Annotated in this window: 14 protein-coding genes and 1 pseudogene; 9 read left to right on the plus strand and 6 right to left on the minus strand. The window is 50.8% G+C overall.

What is annotated here, in order from left to right; genetic code table 11:
- Window positions 1-22: 22 nt before the first annotated feature.
- Entirely contained in the window at window positions 23-928 is a 906-nt protein-coding gene (locus AC0YOB_RS01650) for an RraA family protein (RefSeq protein WP_475791264.1), read from the minus strand.
- A 313-nt stretch (window positions 929-1,241) separates the two neighbouring features.
- On the opposite strand from AC0YOB_RS01650, the gene AC0YOB_RS01655 reads away from it, so the two are divergent.
- The 4 genes from AC0YOB_RS01655 to AC0YOB_RS01670 all read left to right on the plus strand — a co-directional run bounded on the left by AC0YOB_RS01655 (window position 1,242) and on the right by AC0YOB_RS01670 (window position 5,470).
- A complete protein-coding gene (locus AC0YOB_RS01655) occupies window positions 1,242-2,201 on the plus strand; it encodes a carbohydrate ABC transporter permease (protein WP_210039385.1) in 960 nt (319 codons plus the stop codon).
- The gene (locus AC0YOB_RS01660; RefSeq protein WP_210039384.1) at window positions 2,198-3,031 is read left to right on the plus strand and encodes a carbohydrate ABC transporter permease; all 834 of its coding nucleotides are present in this window, start codon (window positions 2,198-2,200) and stop codon (window positions 3,029-3,031) included. Before AC0YOB_RS01655 ends, AC0YOB_RS01660 begins: the two co-directional genes overlap by 4 nt.
- Window positions 3,032-3,068: 37 nt before the next feature.
- On the plus strand, window positions 3,069-4,409 hold the full coding sequence (locus tag AC0YOB_RS01665) for an ABC transporter substrate-binding protein (RefSeq protein WP_475791265.1): 1,341 nt from the start codon (window positions 3,069-3,071) through the stop codon (window positions 4,407-4,409).
- A 98-nt stretch (window positions 4,410-4,507) separates the two neighbouring features.
- On the plus strand, window positions 4,508-5,470 hold the full coding sequence (locus tag AC0YOB_RS01670; RefSeq protein ID WP_475791266.1) for a mannonate dehydratase: 963 nt from the start codon (window positions 4,508-4,510) through the stop codon (window positions 5,468-5,470).
- 325 nt (window positions 5,471-5,795) lie between these two features.
- Here the strand turns inward: AC0YOB_RS01670 and AC0YOB_RS01675 are convergent, their stop codons facing one another.
- From AC0YOB_RS01675 to AC0YOB_RS01690, 4 genes are all read right to left on the minus strand, one after another.
- Window positions 5,796-7,184, minus strand: coding sequence for a mandelate racemase/muconate lactonizing enzyme family protein (locus tag AC0YOB_RS01675; protein ID WP_475791267.1), 1,389 nt, complete (start codon window positions 7,182-7,184; stop codon window positions 5,796-5,798).
- Window positions 7,185-7,217: 33 nt separating this feature from the next.
- Complete coding sequence (locus AC0YOB_RS01680; protein ID WP_475791268.1) at window positions 7,218-7,955, minus strand: SDR family NAD(P)-dependent oxidoreductase; 738 nt, start codon at window positions 7,953-7,955, stop codon at window positions 7,218-7,220.
- Between the two features lie 42 nt (window positions 7,956-7,997).
- Window positions 7,998-8,792: an SDR family NAD(P)-dependent oxidoreductase gene (locus AC0YOB_RS01685; protein WP_475791269.1), complete on the minus strand. Its 795-nt coding sequence runs from the start codon at window positions 8,790-8,792 to the stop codon at window positions 7,998-8,000.
- A 160-nt stretch (window positions 8,793-8,952) separates the two neighbouring features.
- Window positions 8,953-9,996: a ParB/RepB/Spo0J family partition protein gene (locus AC0YOB_RS01690; RefSeq protein WP_475791270.1), complete on the minus strand. Its 1,044-nt coding sequence runs from the start codon at window positions 9,994-9,996 to the stop codon at window positions 8,953-8,955.
- A 275-nt stretch (window positions 9,997-10,271) separates the two neighbouring features.
- Between AC0YOB_RS01690 and AC0YOB_RS01695 the strand changes: the two are divergent.
- Window positions 10,272-10,598 (plus strand): annotated as a pseudogene (locus tag AC0YOB_RS01695) (TetR/AcrR family transcriptional regulator); the annotation flags it as partial.
- Between the two features lie 216 nt (window positions 10,599-10,814).
- Here the strand turns inward: AC0YOB_RS01695 and AC0YOB_RS01700 are convergent.
- Window positions 10,815-11,441 (minus strand): FMN-dependent NADH-azoreductase, encoded by a 627-nt coding sequence (locus AC0YOB_RS01700; RefSeq protein ID WP_475765795.1) that lies wholly within the window; start codon window positions 11,439-11,441, stop codon window positions 10,815-10,817.
- Between the two features lie 166 nt (window positions 11,442-11,607).
- Between AC0YOB_RS01700 and hprK the strand changes: the two genes are divergently transcribed.
- The 4 genes from hprK to AC0YOB_RS01720 all read left to right on the plus strand — a co-directional run bounded on the left by hprK (window position 11,608) and on the right by AC0YOB_RS01720 (window position 15,572).
- Window positions 11,608-12,516, plus strand: coding sequence for an HPr(Ser) kinase/phosphatase (gene hprK / locus AC0YOB_RS01705; protein ID WP_475791271.1), 909 nt, complete (start codon window positions 11,608-11,610; stop codon window positions 12,514-12,516).
- A gap of 122 nt (window positions 12,517-12,638) precedes the next feature.
- The gene (locus AC0YOB_RS01710; protein ID WP_475791272.1) at window positions 12,639-13,313 is read left to right on the plus strand and encodes an MBL fold metallo-hydrolase; all 675 of its coding nucleotides are present in this window, start codon (window positions 12,639-12,641) and stop codon (window positions 13,311-13,313) included.
- Window positions 13,314-13,578: 265 nt separating this feature from the next.
- Window positions 13,579-14,619, plus strand: a complete 1,041-nt coding sequence (locus AC0YOB_RS01715; RefSeq protein WP_475791273.1) for an FtsX-like permease family protein — start codon at window positions 13,579-13,581, stop codon at window positions 14,617-14,619.
- Window positions 14,620-14,639: 20 nt separating this feature from the next.
- Complete coding sequence (locus tag AC0YOB_RS01720) at window positions 14,640-15,572, plus strand: ABC transporter permease (RefSeq protein WP_475791274.1); 933 nt, start codon at window positions 14,640-14,642, stop codon at window positions 15,570-15,572.
- Window positions 15,573-15,582 lie beyond the last annotated feature (10 nt).

Consider the following 15,582-nt stretch of genomic DNA (forward strand, 5'->3'; position numbering starts at 1 on the left):
TTGCGTGAGGCTTGCTTACCGATTAGAGCCGCACATCATGATTGGAGCCGCTGCTGTCCGATTTCTGCGCTTCCGCAAGCTCCTTCTCCCAGGACAAATGACGATACTCCGCAGCAGTCGGATCGTTATCGAACCAATTCATGAAATCCTGCCACATACCCAATGTCCATGCGGTATCGATCTGGGCTGTAGAATAAACGCCTCCCTTGAGGCGAATGAAGCCGAAGATGTCGCGCACCTGGGATTTCTCCGCCTGTACGACAGTCAGCTCCGCAAGATGGGGAGGGATAAAGATAACGCCTGAAGGCGTGCCAAGCACAATATCGCCGGGAAGACAGATGGCCTTGCCGATGCGTGTAGGCACGTTCATGCCGACCATCGTCACATCCGTAATCGCAGTAGGATCGCTTCCCCGGTAGTAGATATTGATATCTTCAATTTCAACGACCTGCTGATTGTCGCGAATGCCTCCCCAGACGACCGCGCCTCCGCGTTTGGTGCGGGTGGAAATAGCGGTGGACAGATTGCCTCCTACATAAGTGCCCAGATGGACTTTATCGAACATATCCACGACAACGACATCATCCTCAACCAGCGAATCGATGACCCATTGATTGAAAAAGCCTTTCCGGCCTTCCTGCTCATGCCCGTAATTCAGCAGGGTTTCGTGCAGATCGGGACGCTTGGGTACCATAACGGCGGTAACCGCCCGGCCCACCATAATTTTATCGGGGTGGATGATTTTGAAATCTCCCTCGAACTGAAACGTATAGCCTCTGTTCCAGAGCGGGCCCCAGGCTTCCTCCAGAGTTATTTTACGCATGCGCTTCAGCACATCCTCGGAAACCTTCGGACGCCCGTTAGAGAATCGTTCTCCTTCCCAAAGCGGTGTAAGCTGGATAATATCTTCCGGATTGTCAAATTTCATGTGGAGCACCTCTTCCAACAAGTATAGTGTGTATGCCGTGCAAAACCTTGAATCTGATGGCTCTAGCATCTATTGTTAGGGACATTCCCGATTTTGTCGATGCGAGTTTTTTAAGGCATTTTCGATAAGTATATAATTTTTCCACCCTTTTTCGGGGACATGACCAGATGAAAAATGGATGAAATGAGATCGTGAAATAAATCAAACAAATTCATAATTTCGTCACCTTTCGCAATGAAACCGCTTTCGTATACAGTAAAGAAGTATTATCCGGCAAGACAAACAGATTTAGATAAGAGGAGGAGATCCATGGGTGACTGCTGAACCGTTATCTCAGACACCGTACGAAGAGACGGTAAAAGTTCCCGGAAGAAAGCGCAAAAACAAGGGAGAAACCAATTTAGCCGGTTATATATTCATTTCCCCATGGCTGATCGGATTTTTGCTGCTGACCTTATGGCCAATCGGCCAATCGTTTTATTTATCCTTTACGGAGTATTCGCTGCTTGAAGATCCCGTCTGGATAGGGACGGACAATTACGTCAACATATTCACCGACGATTCGACCTTCACCAAATCTCTCAGCGTGACATTCTTGTTCGTACTGATCTCGGTTCCTCTGAAGCTCTTCTTCTCGCTGATGGTTGCGATGGCGCTGAGCAAAAGCATCCGGGGAATGAATATTTACCGCACGGCGATTTATTTTCCTTCGCTGATTGGCGGAAGCATCGCCGTAGCTGCCCTGTGGCGGAATATGTTCGGTCTGGACGGCTATATCAATCAGGTGCTGGCCTGGTTCGGCATTGAAGGCGTTGGCTGGATATCAAATCCCGACACCTCGCTTGGTACGCTGATCCTTCTGAACACCTGGCAGTTCGGCTCAACGATGGTGATTTTTCTGGCTGGCCTCAAGCAGGTTCCTCAAGAGCTGTATGAATCCGCATCCGTTGATGGCGCCGGACGCTTCCGCAAGTTTATCAGCATTACGCTTCCCATGCTCTCGCCGGTTATGTTCTTCAATCTGGTACTCGGAATCATCGGATCCTTCCAGACCTTCACCTCGGCCTTCATCATTACCAAGGGCGGACCGGTCAATTCCACTTATATGTACGCGTTGTTTCTATATGAGAAGGCCTTTAAGCATTATCAGATGGGTTACGCTTCCGCATTGGCCTGGATATTGCTTGCGATTGTCGCTGTTCTGACCGTCCTTAATTTCCTGGCGTCGCGTTATTGGGTATTCTACGAGTCGGATGGAGGGAAGGCCAAATGAATACGACCGTTCGGGGGAAGCTCTCCAATCACTTGTTTCTTACGGCCTTCTCTCTCCTGATGCTGTATCCGGTCATCTGGTGGATCGGAGCTTCCTTGAAGAAGACGGCCGAGCTGAGCCTGCCCACGCTGTGGCCGTCAACGCCGATGTGGGAAAATTACAGCAATGGATGGAATTTCTCAAACGACTATACCTTCGCTCATTTCTTCGGCAATACGCTCCTGATGGAGCTTGGCAATGTGACCGGCGGCGTGCTGACTGCTGCCATTGTGGCTTACGGCTTCGGCCGGCTTAATTTCAAGTTTCGCGGCTTCTGGTTCTCGATTCTGCTGCTGACTATGATGCTGCCAGGCCAGGTCACAGTCGTCCCGCAGTATATTCTTTTCAACAAGCTGGGCTGGGTGGATAGCTATGTACCGCTGGTGCTTCCGCATTTCTTCGGCGGCGGGGCGTTCTTTATCTTCCTGCTGGTGCAATTTATCCGCGGTATTCCGCGTGATCTGGACGAAGCGGCCAAGATAGACGGCGCCTCTGTTTACGGTATATTCCTGCGGATTATATTCCCTCTGATCAAGCCGGCGCTTGTTACGGTTGCGATCTTTACCTTTATCTGGAGCTGGGATGATTTCTTCGCACAGGTGCTTTATCTAAGCTCTGTCGAGAAGTTTACTGTCGGTCTCGCGCTGCGTATGTTTATCGATCAATTCGATATTCAATGGGGCCAGCTGCTTGCCATGTCCTTGCTGTCCATTTTGCCTTCCGCGATTATCTTTCTTTTTGCCCAGAAGCATTTCGTGGAGGGCATAGCCACAACCGGGTTGAAGGGATAAGCGCATCATAATAAAAATTGAGAGGGGTTCAAAGGGAATGAGAAGAAAAAGATCTGCAGTCCTGGCATTTATGAGTCTGGCGCTGCTGCTGCTGGTAACGGCTTGCAGCGGAGGAAACGGCGGCGGGAATGGCGAAGCTGCGAGCGAAAACGGGAACGCTTCAGGCGGCGAAACGGTCAAAGAGACCGGAGGCGCCAAGACGCTGAGCATTATGTGGTGGGGTACCGACGAACGTCACGAAGCGACCCAAAAAGCGCTGGATCTCTATTCCCAGCAGCATGCGGGCGTGACCTTCAAGCCCGAATTCATGGCCTGGGATGCATTCTGGCAGAAGCTGCCGACCCTTGCGGCATCCAAGTCGATTACGGATGTGCTGCAAATGGATGCCGCTTACATTCAGGAATATGTGTCCAGGGGGCAGCTTGAAGACCTGTCGGACATTGATCTGAGCGGGATTGTGGATCCCAATGTCGTGGAGAACCTGAAAATCGACGGCAAACTGTACGGCATTCCGCTCACCCAAAACGCGCAGGGAATGGCGTTCAACAAGACGGAGCTGGAACAGTACGGCATCCCGCTTCCCCAGCAGAACTGGACCTATGACGAATATTTCCAATGGGCGAAGGACGCCCGCGCCAAGCTGCCGGAAGGTAAATATCCGATCGGCGACACGACGGCCTGGGACGGCTTCAACTATTACCAGACCTCCATGGGCAAAGATCCGATCATGTCCGATGGCGGCAAGAAATTTACGCTCGACAAGGATTTATTCATGACCTTCTATCAGACCTATGAGGATTTCCGCAAAAATAAAATCGTACCTCCGGCGGAGAAAGCCGCCTCGTTCCTGGAGAATGACCCGCAGGCCGATCCGATGGCGTCAGGTGTTGTGATGACGCGCGGGGCAACAACAGGCTCGGTCAGCGCATTGGAGCAGCTGATGCCTGGCAAAGTCGGGGTTGTTAATATGCCGACAGGGCCGGCAGGAGGGGGCTGGGCGCAATCGACCATCTTCCTGAGCGTCAGCGCCAACTCCAAGAATAAGGATGAGGCCAAAAATTTCGTCAAATGGTTCATCACGGATCCTGAAGCCGGAAAAGCGCTGGGATTGACCCGCGGTATTCCGATTAATCCGGAAATCTACAAAGCCCTTGAACCGACGCTCGGGGAGAAGGATAAGCTGGGCAAAGAAATCTATGATCTTTCGGTCGAAAAAGCACTGCCGTTCTATTCGCCGGCTGCGGGCTTCTCGGAGTGGGTGGACACCTACAAGAAAGAGATGGATGCTGTAACGTTCGGGCAGCAATCGATCGAGGAAGCTTATAACAAAATCGATAAAATGGGCAAGGAACTGGCTGAAAAAGCAGCGGGGGCTTAATAACCTCTGACGCCTTTATGCAACGCGCAGCGTGTGCGGGAAACTGCCCGCGCTGCGCAGCAATGAACGATTTTGAAATACAGAGAGGAGCTTAAACTATGCAGTTGGCAGAATTTTTCTCTTCCCAGCCTACCCGCTTGTGGCAGCTTGCGAAGCAGATGAACGTGAATTACGCGGTTGGCGGCCTTCCGTGGGAGGAGAAGACAGATAAGCCGTGGGATTTGATGCCCCTTATCCGGATGAAGCAGCGGTATGCGGATCATGGCCTTACGCTGTCTGTCATTGAATCGATGCCTCCGAGCAACAATATCAAGCTTGGCACACCCGAGCGAGACGCTGAGATCGAAGTCTTCCAGAAGTTCCTGATCAACATGGGTGCGGCCGGAATTCCGGTGCTGTGCTATAATTTCATGGCCCAGTTCAACTGGTTCCGCACCTCCACAACGACCCGTACACGGGGCGGAGCGCTGGTATCCAGCTATGATCACAGCTTGATGCAGGATGCTCCTCTTACAGAGGCGGGGATTGTGACGGAGGAACAGCTGTGGGAGAATCTGCACTATTTCATGGAGCGGATCGTTCCGGTCGCGCAGGAAGCCAAGGTGAAGCTGGCGCTTCATCCGGATGACCCGCCGATCACGCCGATCCGCGGAGTCTCGCGTATTCTGCGCAGCGCATCCGCCCTGCAGCGGGCAATCGATTTGGTGCCCAGTCCGTATAACGGCATTACGTTATGCCAGGGAACCTTGGCAACGGCGGGGGACGATATTCCCCAGGTCATTCGCGATTTTGCCGGGCAGGACAAATTATTTTTCGTGCATTTCCGCGATGTGAAGGGAACCCCGGAGAAATTCGAGGAAACCTTTCACGACGATGGCAAAACAGATATGCTGAAAGCGATGCGGACCTATTACGAGGTTGGCTACAGCGGACCGGCAAGACCGGATCATGTGCCGACCATGGAAGGCGAGAATAACGATAATCCCGGCTATGAGCTGCTGGGCAGGCTCTATGGGGTCGGTTATATCAGAGGCTTGATGGAGGCTGCTTCGGCAGGCTGATTTACCGGGACGATGAAGGAGGGGAGGGATAAATATTCCTCTTCTTTTTCCTTTGTTCTCATAGAATTCAGACGGCGAAGCCTGTTTCGTCTTGCTGGACTAAATTAACCGGCTTGTCCGGGAATGATCAGCAAAGAACCTGCGGATTCTCTCCAACTGGAGAGGCTGCAGGTTCTTTTGCCCTTATGGAATTGATGTTGGAGGTTTCATAAAGGTTCATGCCTGTAAATGTCTATACGGTTTGAGGGAAGAAGCCGACTCCGCTGCCAAAGTGACAGCAATGATCTCTTCCCGCAATCGTTATTAGTCGGGAACTGACCGGCCCTTAGCTCCAAAGACGGTCATTGGAATAAAATTTGTTCCAGTTGTCCGTCGGCTCCCATAGGCCTTTGATATCGGGATGGAGATGCTCTGCGAGCACGTCATCATTAAGATCGTCAATACCGAGTCCCGGCGCATCCGTCATCGTGATGAAACCGTTCTGCACCAGCTTCTTCGGCAGCTTGCTGCTGATGATAATATCATCCCACCACTCCACCTCGCAGGAATGATACTCGAGAGCGAGGAAGTTCTCTGTCGCTGCGGCGACGTGAGCGGCCGCCAGGCAAGCAATCGGGCTCTCAGCCATATGAATCGCCATGGCAACGCCATAATCCTGCGCCATATCGCCGATTTTCTTCGTTTCCAGAATACCGCCCGTTGTCAGGACATCGGGGTGGATGACGGACACGCCGCCGGCCTGGAGAAGCGGAAGGAAGTTTTCCTTCAGGTAGATATCCTCGCCGGTACATATCGGAGTGGTTACCGCACGCGACAATTTTGCATACTGCTCGGTATACTGCCAGGGGATCATATCCTCCATCCAGGCGAGATTGAATTTTTCGACACGGCGGCCCAGCTTGATGCAATCCTCAAGACCGATATGGCCAAAGTGGTCAACGGCAAGCGGAACCTGATAACCGATAACCGCACGGACGTCGGCAACATACTGCTCCAGCAGGTCGAGGCCTTTCTCGGTTACGTGAATGCCTGTGAAGGGGTGCGGGATGTTGTAAATGTCGTAGTGGCGGTTTGTGATGTCTCGAATCTGCTCATCCGACATTTCGTTAAAGTTTTGATTATAGCGGTTTCTGGACTTTGCTCTCATCTCCTCCAGGAAGCCAAGCGGTGCGCTGAGAGCGCCGGGTTCATTGATGATTTGCCCAATGCCGAGATCCATCTTGAGGAAGGTGAAGCCGGCTTCCATCCGTTTCTTAAGCGCATTTCCCATCGCCGTACCCGTATCCTTGCCTACGATTTCCGTATCGCAGTACATCCGTATGCTGTCGCGGAATTTGCCGCCCAGCATTTGATAGATCGGCACGCCATAGGCTTTGCCTGCCAGATCCCACAGGGCGATTTCCAGCCCGCTTACGCCGCCGCCTTGGCGGGAATGGCCGCCAAACTGCTTGATCCGGCGGAACAGCTTGTCGATGTTGCAGGGATTTTCGCCCAGGATGCGGCTTTTGAGCATTTGCGCATAGACCTTTTCTGCGCCGTCGCGCACCTCGCCAAATCCGACCAGGCCCTGGTTGGTGTAGACTTTGATCAGACTGCTGTGGAAAGGGCCGCCGACAATGTCGGTGAAACGGACATCGGTGATGCGAAGCTCAGATGGGCTCGAGCCCGTCCGCACGTGGGCAAGCGTTTCTTCAAAGGCTTGTTTATTAACCATGTCATTCGCTCCTTGAGTAGTGGATTTGGTTTCTCACAACAGCATGCTGGCGCCGTCCAGACGGATGGCCGCACCGGACATGAATTCGCTTTCATCCGAGGCGATAAAGCAGACCAGCTGCGCCACATCGTGAGGCGTTCCTACACGGCCCAGCGGAAATCGCCTGCGTATTTCCGGTGCTCTGGAGGTGGTATACTTCCCGACATCGACAGCGCCGGGCTCAATCGTATTTACAGTAATTCCATATTTACCCAATTCAATGGCGGTTTCCCGCCCAAGCATCCGGATGCCGCCCTTAGTCATGGCATACACGGCATCGAAGTCGGTCGGACGTTTGGCATGCACGGAGGAAATATTGATAATGCGACCGGAGTTTTTGATTTTCATATAAGGCACGACTGCCTGGATGCACTGCCAATATCCTTTGAGATTAATATGCATCATCGTATCGTAGGTCTCTTCCGTATGTTCGAAGAACCCGTGATTCAGCTGGAGGGCGGCGTTGTTGACGAGAATATCGATTCCGCCATATTGGTCGGCGACTTGCTGCACCATAGACTCAATCTCCCGCTTGTGGGCGACATTGCCCTGAACGATGAATGCCTGACCGCCGAATTCTTCGATTTGCTGCCTGGTATGGACGGCGCCGGCGCTGCTTTGATTGTAGTGGACGGCGACTTTGACTCCGCGCCGTGCCAGCTCTATGGCGACGCCCTTGCCAATTCCTGTTCCTGCGCCGGTGACCAGCGCAACTTTATCCGATATGGACATCCTACATCACCCCGCCAGTCGTTGTTTCCTCTATCCCTATACTCAGCCGCCAATGGACGGTGCCGGCTTTTTCTTGTGATCCATATAATGCAGCAGAAAACCGCCGTCGAGCCGAATATCCGAACCATTCATATAGCGGGTTTCATCGGAGCAGAGGTATAAAACAAGGTGGCCCAGATCCTCATAGCCGCTTGGCAGCTCATTCGGGACTTTGCGCTCATAATCATCATAGAGAGCCGAGAATCCGCTTGAGAACCGTTCATTGTCGCCCTTCACAGGACCAAGCTCAATGGTGTTGACCTGAATGCCATGACGGCCCAGCACCAGCGCAGCTTCCTTGGAGAGCATCTTGACGGCTCCCTTGGAAGCGCTGTAGGCAAAGGAAGAGCCGGTCGGCTTCTCGGCATGAATAGAGGAGACATAAATAATTCTTCCGGATTGCCTGGCGGCCATTGGTTTCCCGACCGCCTGGGTGCAGATGAAAGCGGATTTTGCGTTGGTGTCCATAATCTCCAGAAATGCGTCTTCTTCACAAGTTTCCGCAAGCGCAGGCTTCAGCAGATCGTTATTATGAACAAGAACATCCACCGGTCCGAGTATCTCCTCAGCCTGATCGAGCATGGCAGTCACGTCGGCAGCTCGGCAGAGATCGGTATTGGTGACATAGGCTTTGGAGCCGGCTGCTTGTACCTTCGCAAGCTCCGCCCCGATGAGTGCGCCCTCCGACATGCTGTTCAGAATAAAATGAGTGCCTTCCCCTGACAACCGGTCAACAACCGCCTTGCCTGATGGACTGTCCGCATCCGTAATGAAAATTACTTTGTTGTACAGTTTCATAGATCCCCTCCGAACGCCACCCCATGAGATGACAATTAACCTTTGCCATTTAATCTTAGTGAACGGACCAACGGGTGGCGATGCCGTAAAGTTATGATTTTGTTTGTTTTCTTTGAAATCTTGTTCGGCTCGCCGAAATGGCTTGCTCGTGGGGGAAAGTTCAAGGTTTTGCCTGTTCCAAAAGCGCTTTGATCCTCGTCCATTCCTGCAAATGCTGCTCGATATGAGCAATAAGCAGGTTCACGTCACCCAGCAGTTTGTCTTGGCCGGCAGCCGCTATTTCTTCGAGGGAGGGCAGAGACTCAACCGCAAGAGTATCCGCAGCGGGAAGCGTGGCAAGCAGATGCTGCAGCCGGACTTCCAATGGCGAGACCGGGCTTTCGGCATGAGCTTGCACATCCAGTTGGACTTCCTGCTGCTGCTGCACGGCCTGCTTATCCGGTTTCACTTTCTTCTCCGCAGCCGGTTTGGGCTCTGCGGGCTTGGTCCGCTCGGCTTTGTTCAGCTCCCGCACGGACCAGGTTTCCAGCAGCTCATGACCGGTTTTATACAGCAGCTTGTCCTTCGTTGGTGCGGAAATATCCTTATCCTTGAACAGGCGGGCGATCTTCTTCACATCGCTGACAGGAAGCTCGTCTCTTGCGGCAATTAAGGCGAGCGGATCGCGGTGCTCGATCGGCAGGTCTTTGAGGGGAAGGAGTTGATCCTCCGTCAGCTTGTCCTTCCGGATCTGGGTACCGCCTACAACCAGTTTCTTGACGGCTTTGCCGAATTTAAGAAGCTCCACTTTATTTTTGATATAGGATTCCGGCTTCCCCAGCTTGCTGGAGAGAAATTTGGCCGAGCTGCTGAACTTGGGATCGTGGAGCAGCTTGTTGAAGGCTTCGGCTTCTTCAATCGGCGAGAAGCCTTCCCTTGTCAAATTTTCCGCAATCTGTTCCAGGTAAATCTCCATCTCGTCCGTAACAGTGGAGACAATACAGGGAATAGCAGCCAGATTCAGCGTCTGGCAGGCCTTGTACCTGCGATTTCCGTAAATGATTTTATATCGTCCGTCATTCGTCGTTCTGACTTTAATCGGGGAGAGCAGCCCAAGCTCCTCAATGCTCCTCATCAGCTCCTGCAGCGCTTCTTCATCAAACTGGTACCGGGGCTGATCGGTATCTTCGTCTATCAAATGTGTGGGAATTTCGATAATGTCCATGAGAGTTCTCCTATCCTTGAATTCAGCCGCCCGCTGATAAAGCATAAGCAGGGACATAGGTATTATATAACACGCTCCAAGCAATGGGATAGGGCTGCAAGGGCTAGTGCCTGTGCCAAAGACGCTTTGGCTGATTGCCCGGAACAAAAGCAAACCGGCCGGCGAATTTGTGTATAATGAAGAACAGCATCAGGGAGGTTGAATGAAAGTGACGGAAAACATCGATAATCAACATAGTAAAATAAGAGAAAAATTATTGAAAAAACTTTGCCAAACGGATGGACGTCAGCCGTGCAACGATGTATCAGCACTTTTCATCCAAAGAGGAAGTGCTTGAAGGTGTTGTGGACGTCTATGTGGATTATATAAATTCGCTGGTCATTCAAACAGATGAGGAGGATACGGAGATTTCATACGGCACACGCTTTCAATTCCTGTTCGAGCAATCCGTCCTGCTCACCAGGCATATCGGGAGTGGATTTCTGAAGGAGCTTCAGAATATCTATCCGGATTCATACAGCCGTTTGAAAGACGCCTTGCAGTCGCGTGAGCAGCAGATCGTGGCATTTTTTCAAGAAGATTCAATTATTCAAAGCGGATAAACTGCCGCTCCTTGACGATTCCAGGAGTGATCCCATTATCGATCATATCGTTCAAAATCCTCTGCGGAAATCCGGCGGGGATTTTTGCATGTAATCAGCTTCTTCCTTAAAAATATAAGCCAAGTATGGTGGAACTTTATACGTTTCTAATAGTTCAAAGAAAAAACCGCATCATCCCTGAATGGATGATACGGTTTCTGCTGGAAGAGATTTTAATTAAAAGGCTGCAGCAAGCTCGGCTGCTTTGGCGACGCCTTCCGAAACGATCGTTTCGGCGCGGTCAGGGAATTGATTATGGCCTTCAACCACAACCACTTCAGGATCTGTGATGCCCCAGAAAGACAGCGTGTTTTTCACATAGTTCAAGGACATTTCAAAGCTGGCCATCGGGCTGTCCGTATAAACGCCGCCGCGGGCTTGAAGCAGCGCGATTTTTTTGCCGCCGAGCAGACCGACAGGTCCTTGTTCGGTGTATTTGAACGCTTTGCCGGCTTGATTCAAGTAGAAGAGGTAAGTCAACAGCTGAGCCGGAATGGTAAAGTTCCAAAGCGGGAATGCAAATACGACTTTGTCCGCGCCAATAAATTGATCCAGATAAGTGTTGGCCAGATCAGCTGCTTTTTGCTCCTCAGGTGTCGTTTCGAAGCCTTTGGAAAGCTTGAAAAGACCGGTAAGCATATCGTTATCGTAGTAAGGCAGATCGGCTTCGAACAGATTCAATTCGGTAACCAGATCGTCCGGATTGTTTTCTTTGTATGTTTTCAGAAAACTCTCATAAAGTTTAACTGAAACGGCTTGATCAGACGGACGGTTGTTAGCTTTAATGAATAATACATGTGACATTTAAACGCCTCCAGTGGTGTAATGTAATCAACTCACATTTATATAGTAACACATAATTGTGCGTTGTCTAGTCTAAAGTTAGGATAAATCATAAGTACAAATTGGATTTTAATATTTTTCATCCTTATAATAGAAATAATAGAATTCAATGCTGGGGGGAAAGCTGATGAAGTCTGTTGCTGTGAAGTGTTTAATAGATTTATTCAAGCTGGAGGTGCTCACTGGGGAGGAGCGGCTGGGGAGGCTCATTACACGCTCAAGAGCGCATCGCCCGGGCCTGGAATTCGTCGGCTATTTTGACTTCTTTCCGATGGAGCATGTGCAGGTGCTGGGCAGGAAGGAAATCAATTATTTGCATAAGCTGACAGAAGAGGAACGGAACCTGCATGTCGGCAATATCGTGAAATACCATCCGCCTTGTTTTATTGTGACCTCAGGCCAGGAGGGCCTGAAATATTTGATGAAATACTGCCAGCAGGAAGGCATTCCGCTGCTGCGCACCGCTGAGCCGACAACCGAATTCATTACCAAGCTGGATGCGTATCTGATTCAGTCCCTGGCGCCGGAAATTGCCATTCATGGCGTGTGCGTCAACGTATCGGGTATCGGCATTCTGCTGAGGGGCAAATCGGGCATTGGCAAAAGCGAGACAGCGCATACGCTGATCCACCGCGGCCATCGGCTGGTTGCCGATGATGTAGTCATGCTCAAAAAACTAAGTCCCCATACACTGCTGGGCACCCATAATGAATCCACCAAGGAATTTCTCGCGCTGCGCAGTATCGGCCTGGTTAACGTTGTACGCCTGTATGGGCGCAAGGCATTCCAGGAACAGTCCCGGATCGTGCTTGATATTGAGCTGACCCAATGGAAGGATCAGGCTCTGAATAATGAGCTCGAGCTTACGCCCAAATTCTCCGAATATCTCGATGTGCGCATTCCATATATTGAAATTCAGCTTCAGCCCGGCCGGGATGTGGCCAGTCTGATTGAGGCGGCGGCCAACAACTGGTACCTGAAGCAGCAGGGCTACAGCGCCGCTGAAGAATTCATGAAGCGGCTGCAGAGCGAATAACAGAGGTAAATTAATAAAAACTTAACATGCCGTCTGTCACTCGGCAGTTTCGCCCGCACAATGACTTTGGACTATAATAGAAATTGCGAGATTCGATAACTATTGACATTGGAGGGATAAGAATGGAGACAAGCTCAGTAATTAAACCCTTAAGGCTGGAGCTGAATGCCGGATTCGTTGTTCATGCGGCCCTTTTGCGGGACGACGAGGAAGCGATTCTTGTGGACACAGGAACACCGGGCAAGCTCGACGTGTTCCGCCGGGCGCTTGAGAGCGAATCCGTGCCGCTCGGGAGATTGACCAAGATCATCATCACGCACCAGGACCTCGACCACATCGGAAGTCTGCGGGAGCTGCTGCAGGCTTGCGAGGGCCGGGTGCAGGTTTTGGCTCATGAAGCTATTATTCCTTATTTATCAGGAGAAACACCTTTGATTAAAGGCGGAGCATTGTTCACGCCTACGAAGGTCGACCGCATTCTTCAAGATGGGGAAGTACTCCCTTATGCAGGAGGTATCCGGGTTATTTATACCCCCGGCCATTCGCCTGATCATATCAGCTTGTACCATGAACCCAGCAAAACGCTCATCACAGGGGATGCCCTGACCTCGCATGACGGAGTCCTTATGCCGCCGTCTCGGACACATACGCCTGAGTGGGATACAGCGATGAAATCGATTGCCAAGTTTCAGGCTCTGGATATCGATACCGTGATTACGTATCATGGCGGGATTGTTACAAACCGTATACAAGAACGGCTGGAAGAAATTGTGAGCTGGCAAGATGCTGCAATTTAATTCGTCATTATAGATGGTCAGCCATCATCATCAAGAAGGAATCCGCTGGTATGGCGGGTTCCTTTTTGCTGTGCCATTCCTTGAATCTTTTTACAGAATTTCTCCGTCATATATAGTAAAAGAAAAGTCAAAAAGGTGAACAGGCCATGTATCGAATTTTTATGGTGGAGGATGACCGCAAGATCGCGAATATTTTGGGTGGTCATCTTGAAAAATACGGTTATCAAGCCGTAAATACGCCGCAAAGCCCCAGACGAACAGGGATTTGTTTCATTTCGGGGGGCTTTATCTGGACCGGGGAAAACAGACGGCGGGATGGAAGGACAGCAAGGTGGAATTAAGCCCGATCGAATTCCGTTTGCTGGAATGTCTGGCGCGGCAGGCGGAGAGCATCGTTGCGCGGGAGGAGCTTCTGGAAGCTTTATGGGACAATATTGAAGCGGCTTTTATTTATCATCCCGGCGTGGTGAACGGGCATATCGATGCAGCGAGCAAAATCCGCAGCGGATTGGTCGATTTCGAATATCTCATCATTATTTTCTCCTTCTTCTTTGTCCTGTACTCCAATTCGGCTTTCCTGAAGTCGCGCAAGAAGGAGTTTGGCTTGCTTTCCTTATTCGGCATGACGCACAGGCAGATCCGCCGCCTGGTTTTCTATGAGAATACGGTAATCGCGTTGGCTGCGATTATTGCGGGCATCGGATTTGGCACGCTGTTCTCCAAATTATTCTTCATGGCATTGTCGGAGCTGCTGGATGTGACCAATCCGATTCCGTTCGCGATTGTAACGAAGGCGATTATCATTACGGCAGCCGGTTTCTTCGTGCTCTTCCAGGTCATAACGCTTTTCACGTTGTCAAGGGTGGGCAGAAGCCAGATTATCGATCTGCTGAAGGCAGCCAGGAAGCCGAAGAAAGTACCTGTTTTCTCCCCATGGCTGATCGCGCTATCGATCGTTTGTCTGGTTGGCGGTTACGGTTTGGCCCTCATTACAACAAGGCTAACCCTTATTCTGCTGACTCTCCCGATTTTATTTTCTGGTTGTTGCCGGAACCTATTTCCTGTTTACACAAAGCAGCATTGCGCTTTTTCGCAAGCTTCAAAAGACGCATGCCTTGTATTACAAACGCACGAATATGCTTACGGTGTCCCAGATGGTATTCAAATTGAAGGACAATGCCAGGGTGCTGTTCATGGTTTCGATACTGAGCGCGGTAATCCTTACGGCATCCGGCACCTTTTACATTTATTATCAGAGCGGGCAGCAGCAATTACTGGGCTATTTTCCCCAAACCTTCTCTATTGAAGAGGCGGGCGTGAACAAGCATGTTCTCATCCGGCCTGACAAAGACAATGAAAATCTTGAAGAATGACGGGATATCCGTAAACTACCGGCCGGAAATGGTGAACATCCCCATAACGTATCACAACGTGCAGTTGAACGAGGATTCCGAAGCCGTTCTGATCGCTCAGCGCGATTACAACAGCCAGGCTGCAAGGATGAAAGGCATTGAACCGATCAACGTTAACGAAGGTCACGCCAGGTATATCTATCCCTACAGCGGTGACTTCAATGAATACGTCCAGGAGGGTGATGTGATTTCGGCCTCTGCCGGTAATCTGTCCCTTTCCCTGGAGCTGGAAGGTCAACGAAACAAAACAATCGTGAATCTGATCGGTGTGGAGCTGTTTGTCCTTAATGACGCCCAATTTGACCGGTTTGCCGCCGAGCTCCCGGACCATGACAAGTCCGTATACTATGGGTATGAATTGAACAAATGGGAGTCCTCTAATTCGACAGTGCAAAAAATCCATGACCAAATCCCGCAGGAGCTGCGCGGGGGCTTTCATGAAAGAGTATCGCAATATCTGGATGGCAAACAGCTTAGCGCTCTGACTCTGTTTATCGGTATTTTTATCAGCTTCCTGTTCTTTATCGCTTCGGGAAGCATGATTTATTTCAAGCTGTTCACTGAGCTGCAGGAGGATCAGGCGCAGTACAAATCGCTAAGGCGGATCGGGATGACCATCAAGGAATTGCGGAAAATGACCTCCTTGCAAATCGGCATCATTTTCTTCGTACCGTTCACGGTAGGTGTCATTCATGCTTCCTTTGCCTATGTAATATTGGGGAATGTAATGGCAGTCAGCGTCTGGCAGTATGGAATGGTCGTCATCGGGATCGTCTTCCTCATGCAGTTCATTTATTTTCTGCTCGCGAGAAGAGCGTATATGAACAAAATTACGGGCATCGAGTAAGCAATCCTGC

It is taken from the genome of Paenibacillus sp. JT31N17, assembly GCF_056269255.1.

What these genes read in the sequence shown, in the direction of transcription:
- AC0YOB_RS01650 (WP_475791264.1), bottom strand. Translation starts at nt 928, where the DNA reads ATGAAATTTGACAATCCGGAAGATATTATCCAGCTTACACCGCTTTGG.
- AC0YOB_RS01660 (WP_210039384.1), top strand. Translation starts at nt 2,198, where the DNA reads ATGAATACGACCGTTCGGGGGAAGCTCTCCAATCACTTGTTTCTTACG.
- AC0YOB_RS01665 (WP_475791265.1), top strand. Translation starts at nt 3,069, where the DNA reads ATGAGAAGAAAAAGATCTGCAGTCCTGGCATTTATGAGTCTGGCGCTG.
- AC0YOB_RS01670 (WP_475791266.1), top strand. Translation starts at nt 4,508, where the DNA reads ATGCAGTTGGCAGAATTTTTCTCTTCCCAGCCTACCCGCTTGTGGCAG.
- AC0YOB_RS01675 (WP_475791267.1), bottom strand. Translation starts at nt 7,184, where the DNA reads ATGGTTAATAAACAAGCCTTTGAAGAAACGCTTGCCCACGTGCGGACG.
- AC0YOB_RS01680 (WP_475791268.1), bottom strand. Translation starts at nt 7,955, where the DNA reads ATGTCCATATCGGATAAAGTTGCGCTGGTCACCGGCGCAGGAACAGGA.
- AC0YOB_RS01685 (WP_475791269.1), bottom strand. Translation starts at nt 8,792, where the DNA reads ATGAAACTGTACAACAAAGTAATTTTCATTACGGATGCGGACAGTCCA.
- AC0YOB_RS01690 (WP_475791270.1), bottom strand. Translation starts at nt 9,996, where the DNA reads ATGGACATTATCGAAATTCCCACACATTTGATAGACGAAGATACCGAT.
- AC0YOB_RS01700 (WP_475765795.1), bottom strand. Translation starts at nt 11,441, where the DNA reads ATGTCACATGTATTATTCATTAAAGCTAACAACCGTCCGTCTGATCAA.
- hprK (WP_475791271.1), top strand. Translation starts at nt 11,608, where the DNA reads ATGAAGTCTGTTGCTGTGAAGTGTTTAATAGATTTATTCAAGCTGGAG.
- AC0YOB_RS01710 (WP_475791272.1), top strand. Translation starts at nt 12,639, where the DNA reads ATGGAGACAAGCTCAGTAATTAAACCCTTAAGGCTGGAGCTGAATGCC.
- AC0YOB_RS01720 (WP_475791274.1), top strand. Translation starts at nt 14,640, where the DNA reads ATGTTCTCATCCGGCCTGACAAAGACAATGAAAATCTTGAAGAATGAC.